The 13,941-nt window shown below is 34.8% G+C and carries 14 protein-coding genes; 3 read left to right on the top strand and 11 right to left on the bottom strand.

The genetic code is table 11. The features are described 5' to 3' along the window. Together EUBIFOR_RS06855 and hypB are read right to left on the bottom strand one after the other, a co-directional pair. Entirely contained in the window at positions 1-2,682 is a 2,682-nt protein-coding gene (locus tag EUBIFOR_RS06855; RefSeq protein WP_003865253.1) for an FAD-dependent oxidoreductase, read from the bottom strand. Position 2,683: 1 nt separating this feature from the next. Continuing rightward, positions 2,684-3,346 carry a hydrogenase nickel incorporation protein HypB gene (gene hypB, locus EUBIFOR_RS06860; protein ID WP_003865254.1) on the bottom strand — a complete coding sequence of 221 codons (663 nt, stop codon included), beginning with the start codon at positions 3,344-3,346 and terminating at the stop codon, positions 2,684-2,686. Positions 3,347-3,470: 124 nt separating this feature from the next. Between hypB and EUBIFOR_RS06865 the strand changes: the two genes are divergently transcribed. Both EUBIFOR_RS06865 and EUBIFOR_RS06870 read left to right on the top strand, forming a co-directional pair. Next, a complete protein-coding gene (locus EUBIFOR_RS06865) occupies positions 3,471-4,259 on the top strand; it encodes a nitrilase-related carbon-nitrogen hydrolase (RefSeq protein ID WP_003865255.1) in 789 nt (262 codons plus the stop codon). Then, positions 4,237-5,205 (top strand): P1 family peptidase, encoded by a 969-nt coding sequence (locus EUBIFOR_RS06870; RefSeq protein ID WP_003865256.1) that lies wholly within the window; start codon positions 4,237-4,239, stop codon positions 5,203-5,205. Before EUBIFOR_RS06865 ends, EUBIFOR_RS06870 begins: the two co-directional genes overlap by 23 nt. A gap of 96 nt (positions 5,206-5,301) precedes the next feature. On the opposite strand, the gene EUBIFOR_RS06875 is transcribed toward EUBIFOR_RS06870, so the two are convergent. Continuing rightward, positions 5,302-5,997 (bottom strand): ATP-binding protein, encoded by a 696-nt coding sequence (locus tag EUBIFOR_RS06875; protein ID WP_003865257.1) that lies wholly within the window; start codon positions 5,995-5,997, stop codon positions 5,302-5,304. Between the two features lie 84 nt (positions 5,998-6,081). Between EUBIFOR_RS06875 and EUBIFOR_RS06880 the strand changes: the two genes are divergently transcribed. Next, a complete protein-coding gene (locus tag EUBIFOR_RS06880; RefSeq protein ID WP_003865258.1) occupies positions 6,082-6,636 on the top strand; it encodes a Crp/Fnr family transcriptional regulator in 555 nt (184 codons plus the stop codon). On the opposite strand, the gene EUBIFOR_RS06885 is transcribed toward EUBIFOR_RS06880, so the two are convergent. The 8 genes from EUBIFOR_RS06885 to EUBIFOR_RS06920 form a co-directional block, all read right to left on the bottom strand. Beyond that, on the bottom strand, positions 6,629-7,420 hold the full coding sequence (locus tag EUBIFOR_RS06885) for a histidinol-phosphatase (protein WP_003865259.1): 792 nt from the start codon (positions 7,418-7,420) through the stop codon (positions 6,629-6,631). The genes EUBIFOR_RS06880 and EUBIFOR_RS06885 overlap by 8 nt on opposite strands. Further along, the gene (locus tag EUBIFOR_RS06890) at positions 7,417-7,845 is read right to left on the bottom strand and encodes a low molecular weight protein-tyrosine-phosphatase (RefSeq protein ID WP_040466310.1); all 429 of its coding nucleotides are present in this window, start codon (positions 7,843-7,845) and stop codon (positions 7,417-7,419) included. The genes EUBIFOR_RS06885 and EUBIFOR_RS06890 overlap by 4 nt, the downstream gene beginning before the upstream one ends. Before the next feature lie 379 nt (positions 7,846-8,224). Then, entirely contained in the window at positions 8,225-9,133 is a 909-nt protein-coding gene (locus EUBIFOR_RS06895; RefSeq protein WP_003865261.1) for an Abi family protein, read from the bottom strand. A 554-nt stretch (positions 9,134-9,687) separates the two neighbouring features. Continuing rightward, entirely contained in the window at positions 9,688-10,551 is an 864-nt protein-coding gene (locus EUBIFOR_RS06900) for an aldo/keto reductase (RefSeq protein WP_003865263.1), read from the bottom strand. A gap of 13 nt (positions 10,552-10,564) precedes the next feature. After that, complete coding sequence (locus EUBIFOR_RS06905) at positions 10,565-11,332, bottom strand: carboxymuconolactone decarboxylase family protein (protein WP_003865264.1); 768 nt, start codon at positions 11,330-11,332, stop codon at positions 10,565-10,567. Positions 11,333-11,360: 28 nt separating this feature from the next. Further along, positions 11,361-11,831: a flavodoxin gene (locus tag EUBIFOR_RS06910; protein WP_003865265.1), complete on the bottom strand. Its 471-nt coding sequence runs from the start codon at positions 11,829-11,831 to the stop codon at positions 11,361-11,363. Positions 11,832-11,957: 126 nt separating this feature from the next. Next, positions 11,958-12,836: a LysR family transcriptional regulator gene (locus EUBIFOR_RS06915; protein ID WP_003865266.1), complete on the bottom strand. Its 879-nt coding sequence runs from the start codon at positions 12,834-12,836 to the stop codon at positions 11,958-11,960. 718 nt (positions 12,837-13,554) lie between these two features. After that, a complete protein-coding gene (locus tag EUBIFOR_RS06920; protein ID WP_003865268.1) occupies positions 13,555-13,833 on the bottom strand; it encodes a type II toxin-antitoxin system Phd/YefM family antitoxin in 279 nt (92 codons plus the stop codon). Positions 13,834-13,941: the final 108 nt, after the last annotated feature.

Below are 13,941 nucleotides of genomic sequence, written 5' to 3' on the forward strand. Positions count from 1 at the left end.
CTATTTCTTCTTATTGCGAATAATCTTAATTTGACGCTTAGCCGCATATGGCAATATAGCCTTCATCTTATCTTCCGTCTTAACCATTCTTGCACCATCTTTGATATCACGCGTTAAGTGGATCGCATCAAATTCACATTTTGTCGTACACAAGCCACAACCAATACACTTATTTGTATCGACTATACTTGCACCACATCCTAGACATCGATTGGCTTCAATCTTAACTTGTTCTTCTGTAAATGTAGAACGTAAATCTCTAAATGATTTTTCACCCAAACCCTTTTTAATACCAGGTATCTGACGTTTGGCATGATCAAAATCAATATCAATCAATGCATTATTTTTATCAAATTCATTAAACAAGTGTAAGTCTCTTCCAATTGTCAAAGAATGACCCTTATGAACAAAACGATGCATCGATTCTGCCGTTTCTTTACCATGGCTAATCGCATCAATCGCAAATTTTGGACCTGTATACACGTCACCACCCGCAAATACATCTTCAACAGATGTTTGAAGTGTTGTTCCATCCGCTTTGATTGTTCCATTTGGATTGACTTCTACATCGAATCCTTGAATTGGAACAATACTTTGTCCAATCGAAAGTAATACATGACTACATTGTATAGTTTCCAAAACATTTTCATCATAGCTTGGATTAAATCTAGCCGTTTCATCCTTTACACTTACACATTGCTTAAACACAATCGAATCTTCTAAAATTTCCTTTGGACCCCATCCACAATGAAGAATTATGCCCTCTTCTTTAGCTTCTGATACTTCCTCAAAGCTTGCCGGCATTTCAGCTTCTTGTTCCAAAGAATATAAATGAACTTTTTCAGCTCCACTTCTTAATGCAGTACGAGCTACATCTATCGCTACATTTCCGCCACCAACGACAACCACATCACCAGAAATTAGATTTGGATCTTCTGTTTTATTCACCCTACGCAAGAAATCAATTCCAGATTCAACCATTTCATTTTCCTCACCCGGAATATTTAATTTTCTAGATCCTTGAGCACCAATGGCCACATAGAATGCTTCATATCCCTCATTTCTTAAATCATCCAAAGAAATATCTTTACCTACTTCTATGCCACACTTAAACTCAATGCCCATAGCTTTTAACACTTCAATTTCAGCCTCAATCACAGACTTTTCTAATCTAAAAGAAGGAATACCGTAGACTAACATACCGCCTGGTTTTTCTTCCTTTTCGAATATTGTAACAGGATAGCCCATCATTCTTAAATAATAAGCTGCACTCATACCCGCAGGACCTGCACCAATAATGGCCATTTTGTTTGTGAAAAACTTGCCTTCGACATTTTCACATAAAGGAATATAACGCTTATCTTCATGAAGTTCTTGTTCGGCAATAAACTTCTTGATTTCATCAATAGCCAAAGGCTCATCAATCAATCCACGTGTACATTGTTGTTCACACCTTCTGTTACAAATAGCTCCACATACGGCTGGAAATGGATTAAAGTCTTTAATTAACTTTAATGCATCCATATAGCGACCTTCTTTTGCCATCTTAATATAGCCTTGAACCGGTAAATGTGCAGGACATGCACTCTTACATGGTGATGTTCCAGTTTCATAACAATTGACTTTAGCTGTATCTCTAAAGTTCCAATTCCACTTTTCTGGACCCCACTTTACTGCATCCGGAAGTTCTTGTTTAGGATATGTAACTGGACCTGCTTTTGTACATAATTTTTGTCCTAATTTTGCCGCACCCACTGGACAAATTTCCACACACTTTCCACACGCAACACATTTTTCACTATCCACATGCGCCCTATAAGCACTTGCCGACATATTTGGCGTATTGAACAATTGACTTGTTCTTAATGCGTTACAGACACCATGTGCGCAGTTACATATCGCAAAAATTTTATCTTCTCCATCAATATTGGTAATCTGATGTACATATCCTTTTCTTTCACAACGTTCTAAAGTCTCAATAACTTCTTCATACGTACAATAATGTCCACCCTTGTTTGTCTGTACTACATAATCTGCCATATCACCTACCGCAATACAAACATCGGCTTCAACATCGCCAGTTCCTTCACCTCTAACACGTTGTTGTCTTCTACATGAACATGGAGAAAGTGCATATTTATCGTATTTATTCAACCAATGCGAAATCTTTTCTACACTTACCGCTTCTTGATTTGCATGAATCGCCTTTTCTACAGGAATGACATGCATACCAATACCCGCTCCTCCAGGAGGGACCATTGGTGTTACCTTTTCAAGTGGTAAACGTGTCATCTTTTCAAAGAAATCCGCAACAATTGGATGTTCTTCAACAAGATCTTTATTCATAACCATAAATTCAGCTGCTCCAGGAACAAACTGAGGAAGCACAAACTGTTTGTGGTGATCCGCATTTTCCCAATTATATTCAATCATTCCAATGTCGCATACTTCATTTAATACACGATTCACTCTTCCTGCTGGCCATCCACTTCTTTTCACTACTTCTTCAAAAGAAAGTGGTTTACGTACTTCAAAACACAAACATAAATCACATTGTTCATCATTTAAGATTTCATTTAGACACTCATATTCAGGATCCATTTGGGATAATTTTTTTACTTTAGCCGGAATACGATCTGTGATACGCCTTGCCAATTTATCAATATTATCTCGATATGTCATATTATTCCTTCCAGGCCTTTACTTCATTTTCAAGCCAATTACACCAGTCATCAATTCCCTCACCCGTTTTCGCGCACACCTCAAAAATTTTCGCATTTGGATTACGGTACAAAATATTCTCTTTACATTTCTCTACATCAAAATCAAAGTATGACAATACATCCATCTTATTAATTAGAACCACATCACACACTTGAAACATCAATGGATATTTTAAAGGTTTGTCGTCTCCTTCTGGAACACTTAAAATAGCCACATTTTTTGTGGATCCCGTATCAAATTCAGCTGGACAAACCAAATTTCCTACATTTTCAAGTACTGCCAAATCTAAATCTTCCATACCCATTTCACGCAGTCCTTGACGAGTCATATCTGCGTCTAAATGACACATACCACCTGTGTGTAGTTGAATCGTGCGTACGCCATATTCACTGATTGTTTTGGCATCTACATCACTATCAATATCCGCTTCCATAATACCAATTCTCATTCTATCTTTTAATCTTTCTAACGTTCTAGATAGAGTTGTTGTCTTACCCGCTCCTGGACTTGACATAATATTTAATAAGAACACACCTTTATCTTTACATTCTTCTCTTAATTTATTCGCATCTTTATTATTATCTTCAAATACACTTTGTTTTACTTCTATAATTTTATACATGATACAAACCCTCCTAAAATGATTGTAAACGATTTCAAATCAGTAGTAAATAAACACATGTTAGTCTTTGCACACCTTGAAAAGTAGTCACTTTTCGCCTATCATAATCTATATGAAGATCTGTATGTACCAAATGTCTGTTTCAATGGATAATCAACAAAACATAGCTAAACTTAAAAACATTCCAGACTGTGATATTTTAGTTCTACCAGAAATGTGGAACTGTCCCTATCATAATGATGCACTTAAAACAGCGTATTTGCGTCATGATGAAAGTTTAGAAGCATTAAAAGAAACCGCTCGAACAAATAAAATATGGATCGTTGCAGGTTCCATTTGTACAAACAAATACAATCGTTGTTACATATTAAATAGCGATGGTGACATTGTTTGTTCGTATGACAAAACACATCTTTTTGAATTCCACAACAAACAAGATTATTGTGAAAATGAAGTATTTGTACCAGGAAATCACCTTCAATGTTTCGATACGCCATGGGGAAAATGCGGTATTTTATTATGTTACGACATTCGTTTTCCAGAAGTATCTAGAATTTTAGCTCAAAATGGAGCACAAATTCTATTTTGTCCGGCCGCCTTTAATGAACAGGCTACAAAAAAGCATTGGAAGTTATTCACGCAAACACGTGCTTTAGAAAATGAAGTCTTTTTATGTGGGGTTGCCCCAGCTAAGTATACATATAAAAACTATACTTCAGGAGGCCACTCTATTCTTGTGGATGGTTTTGGCAATATTGTAGTGGAGTTGGGTGAAGAAGAAGCCTGCAAAGTTGTAGATATCCATTTAAAAGACATTGAAAAAGTAAGGAAAAGAATGCCTTATTGGAAGGTACGTAGAAATGATTTATATGAATTAAAGGAGATCAAAAATGAAGACAATTCAAATCAATGAAATCGAAGGATTTCAAATTGGTAGTGCACAAGATACAGAAAATGCGACTGGCTGTACAGTCATCTTATGTAAAGAAGGAGCTACAGCTGGTGTAGACGTACGTGGTGGTGGTCCTGCCACTCGTGAAACAGATTTGTTGAATCCAAAAAACATGGTCCAAAAAATTCATGCGGTTACATTATCGGGTGGTAGTGCCTTTGGTTTAGAATCAAGCAGTGGTGTTATGCAGTATTTGAGTGAACACGAAATTGGTTTTGACATGAAAAACATCTATATTCCCATCGTATGTGAAGCTTGTCTATTTGATTGTGGTGTAGGTAATTCTAAGGCATATCCAAATAAACAAATGGGGTATGATGCTTGTATGGAAGCGGAAAAGAATAATCCTCAACAAGGAAATGTCGGTGCAGGAACAGGGGCTAGTGTTGGTAAATTTTTTGGCCCTCAATATGCGATGAAGGCAGGACTTGGATTTTCGGCCCTACAAATAGGTCCATTAAAAGTAGGAGCTATTGTAGCCGTCAATGCGTGTGGAGATATTTTCTACCCAAATTCAGACAAACCAATTGCAGGTATCTATGATCGAAACACAAACACAAGATTGTTTAGTGAAAATGAAATCTTAAAGGCAGCTGAAAAGATGATCAATTCTTGTGGTATGAATACGACAATTGGTTGTATCATCACAAATGCGGATTTAAATAAAGCACAAATGAATAAAATCGCAAGTATGGCCCATAATGGATATGCAAGATGTATTCGTCCAGTCCACACTTCAAGTGATGGAGATACTATTTTTGCGATGACATCCAATAAAGTGCCTGCAGAACAAGATTTAGTTGGAATCATGGCCGTTAAAGCTATGGAACAAGCTATTGTCAATGCAGGTACACTTGCAGATAGTGCTTATGGTCTAGCTAGCTATAAAGAAATCACAAAGGAATAATCATTAAAGTATCGCTACGGTGATACTTTTTTATTTAACGTGTCAGAAAATGACAAAAGTGCAATATCTGTAACGATAGCTGCACTTTTTTAAGGTTTAATCTAAAATTTTTCCATCTATTGAAATTGTGACAACTTGCCAAGGAATAAACTTTTTACTTTCCTGCAAAGCTTTCTTAACCGCATTTTCAAGCCCACCACAACAAGGTACTTCCATACGAACAATGGTTACACTTTCAATCGAATTCATACGAATAATATCACAAAGCTTTTCTGAATAATCCACACCATCAAGTTTTGGACATCCTATTAGAGTCACTTTATTTTTCATAAATTCCTGATGGAAATTGGCATAGGCATAAGCAGTACAATCCGCAGCTATTAAAAGCTTGGCATGTTGAAAGAATGGTGCGTTGATAGGTGCTAGCTTAATTTGTATAGGCCAAGATGTTAATTGACTTGATACATCAATCGATGGACTTGAGGCAACTGGATTCAGTGTATGCATCATAGATCCAGGACATCCTGTATGCATGGTGCCCGATTCTTTCATGCGTTTTTCCATATTCTTTTTTACTGCCTCTTCATCATAAGCTAGAGTATCTTTTTCAATAAATGAAATAGCACCTGTAGGACATGTAGGTAAACAATCCCCTAGTCCATCACAATAATCATCTCGCATTAATTTCGCTTTTCCATTCACTAAGCCAATGGCTCCTTCATGACAGGCATCCACACAGATACCGCATCCTGTACATTTATCTTCATCAATTTGTATAATTTTTCTTAACATAAAATCATCCTCATTTCTTATGAACTTATTTTAGTGTATAATACAATCAATTTATGTTGTTTAAACAACGAAAGGAAGATATTTATGGATTCAACATTCAAACAATACAAGAAAAATGAAATTATTTATCATATGGAAGATATTCCACAAGCCATTGGCATTGTCAAAGAAGGAAGTGTTGTCATAGAAACTGTAGACTTTTTAGGCAACGTTTCCCTATTGTCACATATAGGTTTCAATCAAATGTTTGCGGAAAGCTATGCCCTAACCAAAACACCTATGTATGTATATGTTAGAGCGGTTGAGGACTGTACAATTCAATTTTTAGATGTTCAAGCCTTAGAAAAATCCCCAGAATTAAAAGATCAAATGATTCAAATACTTTCAAATAAGAACAAAATGTTGTCACAACACATATTTCATATTTCTAACAAAACCATTCGTAATAAGGTGTTGTCTTACTTATCGTTTATGAAACTAGAAACACAAAATTCTACCTTTAAGATTCCGTTTGATCGTCAACAGATGGCTGACTATTTAAACGTAGAACGAAGTGCCTTATCAAAAGAGCTTTCTAAAATGAAAAGTGAAGGTTTAATTGATTATCACAAGAACACCTTCACTGTTTATTCTATTTAATTTTTTCAGATACAAAACCATCTTTTGTGAGTATCTGCAGTTCTTTAAATCCACAAGATTGAATCAAGTCTAAACTAGATTCAAAAGCACAATCCAAATAGTTCTTATCATGACAATCACTGTTTAGACAAATACGTGCATTCTTTGCGTATAAATATTCCAATATATTCTTAGATGGATATGGTGTTTTACGATAACCTCTTGCGATAGCTCCGGTATTCACTTCAAAAATCTTATCGTTGATCAACAATCGGTCAATGCAATCGCAAACAATGTTCATATAGTCTTTATCATTAAATTGAAAATAAGATTCGTCCTCATTATATTTGGTGATCAAATCTAAATGTCCAATGATATCCACTTCTTGCCAGTCATACATATTGGATAAGTCTGAATAGTAGTCTTTACACATCTTTTTATAGTCACCAGAATACGATTCAAACAAGGAATCAAATACAGGCTTTGAATAATCCACAGCAGTCTCACCTAAAAAATGTTTACTTCCAATCACATATTCAAATGGAGCTTTTTCAGATATTCTTCCTAACATATCTTCTTCAATCCCTAAATGAATTTGAATAGATGAAGAATATTTTGATTTAATTCTTTGAACTTCAGAAATATACCCCTTAATATCTCGCATTGAACCATCATCTATACTTAAATATCCATGTCCTGAAAATCCTAGAATATCAAAGCCTTTTGAGATAGCTTCTAAAGTCATTTCTTCAATCGTATCTTTTCCATCACAAAAGATGGAGTGTGTATGTAGATTCTGTTTCATGATAATTTCTCCAACCAAGCTTTACAGCCTTCATAAATATCATTATAAGCCGTTTCAAAATCATTGGTGTACCAAGGATCTGAAACATCTCTAGATAATAATTTATAGATCTTGTGATCTGGATCATTATTAAACATACGATTTAAATTACGCATATTATTTTCATCCATACAAATCAAATAGTCATACGACAAATAATCACTCATTGTAGCCTGTCTTGCATAATGTCTAGAAAATGGAACCCCCTTTTCTTTTAGTTTACGCTTAGCCGGAGAATAGATATCATTACCAATTTCTTCACGACTTGTAGCTGCACTAGAAACATATAGTTCTACTCCATTTTTCTTTGCCAAATCTTCCATAATATATTGAGCTGAGACACTACGACATATGTTGCCGTGGCATATGAATAATATTTTTATCATAATCAAATTCTCCTTTATATATAGCACATTTCCTTTATGTAAAGGTAATTTTATTTTTCTCTTATTTTTGTAACTTCTTATAAGTTTGTATAACTTTTCATATCTTTTTAATCAAAAGGTGCACATAAGGTGCAAATTGAATTTTATTTGGTGCAAACTTAATTTTTATATAGAAATATGGTTATTCACCTCATGAAGCTCTTCAATAGCTTGCCTTTCTACAAGCTATTTTATTATACCACCAATGTTTCATGTTTTTCTATTTACCATGCATTTGCAAAAAAGCTATATATAAAAATAGCGAAATGTTAATATTGTAACATTCCGCCGAATGACTAACCCGTTTAAGAAAAAAGCTTAGTTAAACATCTTTATTGTTTTATACAGTTAAATGTACTTTCCAATCTGATGGAAGATTCATTGCTGCAAGATTGACTATGCCATTATAACTTTTAATTAAATTATCGAAATCATCTACAAATACTGTCCATTCCTCATCAGATGAGCGTAAATACTTCATTGCCAATAAAATTTGATATAACCCATTATGTACTGGCAGTGGTGTAACCTTATCTGCGTCTAAAATCTCTGGCGTCGTATGTATTGTGCGATTATAGATTCTGGAATTATGAGCACACATATTACGCAATATTGAAACACTCTGTAACCATGAAGTAAGCATTTTTTGTGATGGATTTACCAAATTTCCTTTTTTCGATTTATATTGGTAATTAGTCGCCAAGATAGAATATGAACTTCCAACACCTGTTTTCAAATTTTTAATTATTTTCGATAATGTTCCAAAAGAAAGAACCTCAACAATCGCCCATACAGGCACCTCTCCATCATGATTATCAAAATTATGTTTAATAAATACATCATTAGAACGAGCAATTTCTGACGCTACCATAGACATATTCTGCCAATACAATTTTTTCTCTTTAAAAATAGATGAATCTTGCAAAACAAGAGGTTCACCATATATAAGTAACGCCTCTATTAATCGTACTCTTAAAGCCACCTCAATTTTAGAAATCATAAAGAAAACTAAGGCAGATAATTTCTGATCAAATTGATATAATTTCAAAATGTCTTCAAACTTTGTTCCAGGAACATACTTCTTTGTAACATTATCATATAAAGGAAATGAGTAGCCTCTCAAACGATAAAATCCAATTGATTTTAATGCCTTCTCTACCTCTTCGCGAGATGTAATCTTCATTCCTGCATTTACGTAAGATTGCACTTGTTGTCCTATTGTTAATATTTGTTTTGGATACTGATACATAAAACACCCCTAAATGAAAAAAGTCCCACCGGGTTGCGCATGAATTAGTCAGAGGCGTGGTGAGTTCTGTTAATATGATTATACACTTTTTAATGTTGCTGTCAAAGATTTCTTTTAAGTAAAAGCACTGTCAAAACACATTAATATTTTACTTAACGTAAAAACCTTTAATTCAATTTGTTGATGAAGTTATCCAAAAGGTGCATTTAAGGTGCACAAATCCTCTTAATTTCTTTTAATATTCTTTATATAAAGCAATTTATTGATATTAGAATATATTGCCGTGGCAAATAAAAAGCACTTTCTTCATAGTCAAAAACCTCACTTTTATATAATTTATCATATTCAGAAGAAAATAATAAGTCATGAAGCTAAACAACATTTCAAAGTTCATGTTTCAAATAGAATCATGTAAATGATTAAAATGGGCTCTTTTGTATTTTTTTGTAAACGCCAAATAAAAAGCTATAAAACTCCGTTTTTGAAATCTTATAGCTTTGCTATTAATGATATTAAGTTATTATTCAATATTTGTATTTCAAACGGATTGGCTATTACATCTTTCCACCGTAAACAGGAAAAACTCCACTGTCACCATAGCTCTGAATTTTCTTAAAATTCTTTAACAGTTCCATGTCTTCAGCACTAATTTCAAAATCCAGTTGGGCATTACCCTTCATATGTTCAGGATTACTTGTTTTTGGCAAAGAAATTGCACCAAGCTGAATCGTATATTTAATGCAAAGCTGTGGAACAGTCACACCATACTTCATTGCAATCGCAGTTATCTCCGGTTGATTTAATATTTCACCATGCGCAATTGGTGAGTATGCTTCCACAGCAATATTATTCTTCTGGCAATATTCTACTAACTCCATCGGCGTATTACTGATGTGAAGAAGAATCTGATTTACCATTGGCTTAATCTTTGCTGTTTCAAGAAGACTTTCAATATCTTCGATCTGAAAATTGGAAACTCCGATTGCCCTAAGTTTTCCTGCCGTATAAGCATCCTCAAGAGCTTTCCATGCTGCTCGATTTCCCTCTACATATCGATCTTCGCTCTGATTAACCTTTGCCCATGGCTGCGGACTGTGGATGATCATCATATCAAGATAATCCAGTCCCATCTTTTCAAGCGTCTCATTGATTCCTGCCATCGCTTCCTCATAAGTCTTATGTTCTGCCGCAACCTTTGATACAACAAACAACTCCTCACGTGGAATACCACAAGTTCTTACTCCTTCACCCACGCCACGCTCATTTCCATATGCCTGTGCCGTATCAATATGTCTATATCCAATTTTTACTGCTGCTTTTACAACATCAGCAGCCTTATTATCATCAATAAGCCAGGTTCCAAGTCCAAGTTGTGGAATTTTTACACCATTATTCAATACAATACTTCTATCAAACATTTTATTCACCTTCCTATTTTAATTTTCCATATTCTTCATCACTTACCGGTTCAAGCCATTCATTAGAACTATTTTCACCCGGAACCTCTATGGCAAGATGGCTAAACCATTCATTTGGTGCAGCTCCATGCCAGTGTTTAACACCTACAGGAATATTAATGCAGTCACCTGGTTTCATTTCTACAGCTTCTTTACCTTCTTCTTGATAATATCCTCTTCCGGCAACGCATATCAAAATCTGTCCGCCTCCACTTTTTGCATGATGGATATGCCAGTTATTTCTGCATCCTGGTTCGAATGTCACATTGAAAATTCCAACCTGAGAAGTAGAAATCGGCGCAAGAAAACTTCTGCCCGAAAAATACTGTGCAAAACCATCATTTGGTGCCCCGATTGGAAATACCATCTTTTTTGCATGCGCCCACATCGCTTCCTCTTCGTATGGCAAATCTCCTTCGCCTATTTCCCATACTTCCTTTGCAAGATTGAAAACAGCCCATGCTTTTGGCCAACCTGCATAGAATGCGGCATGTGTGATCACTGCAACAATCTCTTTTTGTGTCACACCATGATTTTTTGCATTTTGAAGATGATATCTTAAAGATGAATCCGTAATTCCGGAAGCCATCAGAGCAACCACTGTAATAATGCTTCTTGTTTTTACATCGATATCCTGGTTATTCCAGTTTTCACCAAAAAGTATATCATCGTTAAAATGTGCAAACTCTGGTGCAAATTCACCAAGTACATTTCTTCCTGCTGTCTGTATTATTTTTTTCATATTCTGTATACCTCCATAACACTATTATTTACAAAGAATTTATCCACTCATTAATTTCCTGTTTTGTTCCACGATTTAGCAATCTGCCTTCTGTAATAACTGCGTCTGGTGCAGATGACTGCAATTCTTTCACAGTGTTCCCAAATCCACTTCCTCCGGATGTTGCAAAAAGCGCAATCTTTTTACCACTGAAATCGTAAGCTTCTAAAAATGTATTGATGATTGTCGGAGCCACATACCACCAGATTGGAAATCCCAGAAGGATCTCGTTATAAGAACTCATATCCATCTCTTTTTTCATAATCGCCGGTCTATATTTTTTATCACTCATTTCCACACTGCTTCTGGATTTTTTATTCATCCAGTCAAGATCAGGCTTTGTATATGGAACTTTCGGCTCAATCTCAAACAAATCCGCTTTTACTTCCTCTGCGATCATCTGTGCTACTTTTTTTGTTGTTCCGCTTGCACTGAAAAATGCCACTAATTTTTTACTCATAATAAAAAGCCCCTTTCTTTACGAATTTTTGTATAAAAATAGATGTATAAGATTTGATTTTCTCTTATACATCTATTTTATATCTCCATTATTTTATTATGTCTAATACTTATATTGAATTCTATTCTATGCCTGAAAAGCATTTATTTCTTCTATCATTTTACTGACTGACAGAGAATATGGGATGTTTCGTCTCCAGGCAATTACCGTATTGGTCGTGATTTCAGGAGAAATTCTACGCTGTACAAGAACATCCTCTCGCCAATATTTTACAGCACCTTCAATTGATATTGGATATCCCAGTCCATTTACCGCCATGACTCCAGCATTCGTTCCAAGATTACTTGTAAAAGCAATCTGCAGTTTCGAAAAGTCTTTCCCAAACCAATTGGCAAGTTCACTTTGAACATTCAATCTTTCCGGTAAGATTAACGGTTTTCCAATGAGATCTTCTTTTTTTATAAACTCTTTTTCTGCCAGCGGATCATCTGGGCGCATTCCAACACACCAGTGGTCACAATCCAAAATCCGAATATAATCCAGCCCTTCCGTGTCCACCGGTTCCATGAATAACGCAATATCTACAAGACCTTTATTCATCATTTCATACACCGTATCTGCTGTTGCAGTATGAAGTACAATCTGAACCAGCGGATATTTTTCTTTATATATTTTACATATCTTCGCCAATGTCTCCACTGCCGCAAATTCACCACATCCAATAGTTATAGTTCCCCCTACAACCTCTTCTTTTCCCTTCAGTTCCTCAAGCGTCCTTTCCTCAAGATTAAGAATCTCCAAGGCACGCCTTTTTAATAAAATTCCTTCATCAGTGAGCGATATTTTCTTCCCGTTTCGAATAAATAATGTTATTCCCAGGTCCTCTTCAAATGACGCCATTTGTCTGGAAAGCGTTGGCTGGGTAATATGCAATTGTTCTGCTGCTTTTGTAAAGCTCTGTTCTTTTGCTACTGTCAAAAAATAGCGTAATAATCTTAATTCCATATCTTTATATTCCTACAAATTTTTCTTGTAACCATTCTATCATGTTGCGTCCCAAACATCATCTATATTTACATATAATATCTGCACAAAAATCCCGTGGGTTATTTTCTAACCGCCAATGCCTTCCAAGCCTTGATTTTACTGACTTTATGAAGAAGCTTTCAAAGAGTGCCGTGGAAAATAAAAAGCACTTTCTTCATAGTCAAGACTCACTTTTATATAATTTATCACATCCAAAAGAAAATAATAATTCATGAAGCAAAATAATATTTCATAGCCTATATTTAGTTTTCAAGAAAAGAATCCAAAAAGAAAAGCCTCATCGAGTTGCGCATGATAAATCAGAGGCGTGGTGAGGTCTGTTAATATTATTCTATATATTTTTGATTTTTTAATAAGCAATTTAAAATCCTTGAATAATATTCAGGTAGTCCTGACGTTGATCTACAACCGCATAAATAATAATTTGTTTTTTTATCCTCGTTGATTTTGTAAAATATCAAGTTCTTTTCTAGTTTCAACACCTGATAGCCTTGTCGTTTTAAAACAGGATATCTAGGCGTGATTCCTAAATATGGATTATCTTCCAACAGATAAATATTCTTTTCTAAATCATTTAGCTTTTTTAAAGCAATATCTTTACCGAAATTTCTTGCGATTTACATTACAATTTTTCTAATACCAATATCTGCAGTATCTGTACGTACAATAGTATATTTTATTTTCCTTTTAACATAGCTCTTAAATCATTAAAAGTGTCTTGAATAGGTGATACTCTTCTGTACGCAACATCTTCATCTGCTTCTGCAAGCAATTCCAACAATTCAATTCTTGACTTCATGCTTTTGTATTCATCATAAGATAAAGAAACAGTATCACCACGCCCATTTACCGTAATAATAACCACTTCATTCTCTTCCCGACATTGTTTTGAAATTTCATTATAGTGATTTCTTAAATTAGCAGATGGCCTAATAGATTCTCGTATATGATACATAATATCACCTCCATAATATATGTAAATTATGTCATAATATGACTATACGATCCATTTATATCATCTTCGAACTGCTTGTATTTGTTCGAAAATAAAGCATCCATATTT

The sequence above is a fragment of the Holdemanella biformis DSM 3989 genome, assembly GCF_000156655.1.
Lineage (GTDB): Bacteria > Bacillota_I > Bacilli_A > Erysipelotrichales > Erysipelotrichaceae > Holdemanella > Holdemanella biformis.

Excerpts from the sequence above, each read along its gene's own strand:
- EUBIFOR_RS06865 (WP_003865255.1), top strand. The coding sequence starts at position 3,471 with ATGTACCAAATGTCTGTTTCAATGGATAATCAACAAAACATAGCTAAA.
- EUBIFOR_RS06880 (WP_003865258.1), top strand. The coding sequence starts at position 6,082 with ATGGATTCAACATTCAAACAATACAAGAAAAATGAAATTATTTATCAT.
- hypB (WP_003865254.1), bottom strand. The coding sequence starts at position 3,346 with ATGTATAAAATTATAGAAGTAAAACAAAGTGTATTTGAAGATAATAAT.
- EUBIFOR_RS06920 (WP_003865268.1), bottom strand. The coding sequence starts at position 13,833 with ATGTATCATATACGAGAATCTATTAGGCCATCTGCTAATTTAAGAAAT.
- EUBIFOR_RS06855 (WP_003865253.1), bottom strand. The coding sequence starts at position 2,682 with ATGACATATCGAGATAATATTGATAAATTGGCAAGGCGTATCACAGAT.
- EUBIFOR_RS06915 (WP_003865266.1), bottom strand. The coding sequence starts at position 12,836 with ATGGAATTAAGATTATTACGCTATTTTTTGACAGTAGCAAAAGAACAG.
- EUBIFOR_RS06875 (WP_003865257.1), bottom strand. The coding sequence starts at position 5,997 with ATGTTAAGAAAAATTATACAAATTGATGAAGATAAATGTACAGGATGC.
- EUBIFOR_RS06900 (WP_003865263.1), bottom strand. The coding sequence starts at position 10,551 with ATGTTTGATAGAAGTATTGTATTGAATAATGGTGTAAAAATTCCACAA.
- EUBIFOR_RS06870 (WP_003865256.1), top strand. The coding sequence starts at position 4,237 with ATGAAGACAATTCAAATCAATGAAATCGAAGGATTTCAAATTGGTAGT.
- EUBIFOR_RS06890 (WP_040466310.1), bottom strand. The coding sequence starts at position 7,845 with ATGATAAAAATATTATTCATATGCCACGGCAACATATGTCGTAGTGTC.
- EUBIFOR_RS06885 (WP_003865259.1), bottom strand. The coding sequence starts at position 7,420 with ATGAAACAGAATCTACATACACACTCCATCTTTTGTGATGGAAAAGAT.
- EUBIFOR_RS06910 (WP_003865265.1), bottom strand. The coding sequence starts at position 11,831 with ATGAGTAAAAAATTAGTGGCATTTTTCAGTGCAAGCGGAACAACAAAA.
- EUBIFOR_RS06905 (WP_003865264.1), bottom strand. The coding sequence starts at position 11,332 with ATGAAAAAAATAATACAGACAGCAGGAAGAAATGTACTTGGTGAATTT.
- EUBIFOR_RS06895 (WP_003865261.1), bottom strand. The coding sequence starts at position 9,133 with ATGTATCAGTATCCAAAACAAATATTAACAATAGGACAACAAGTGCAA.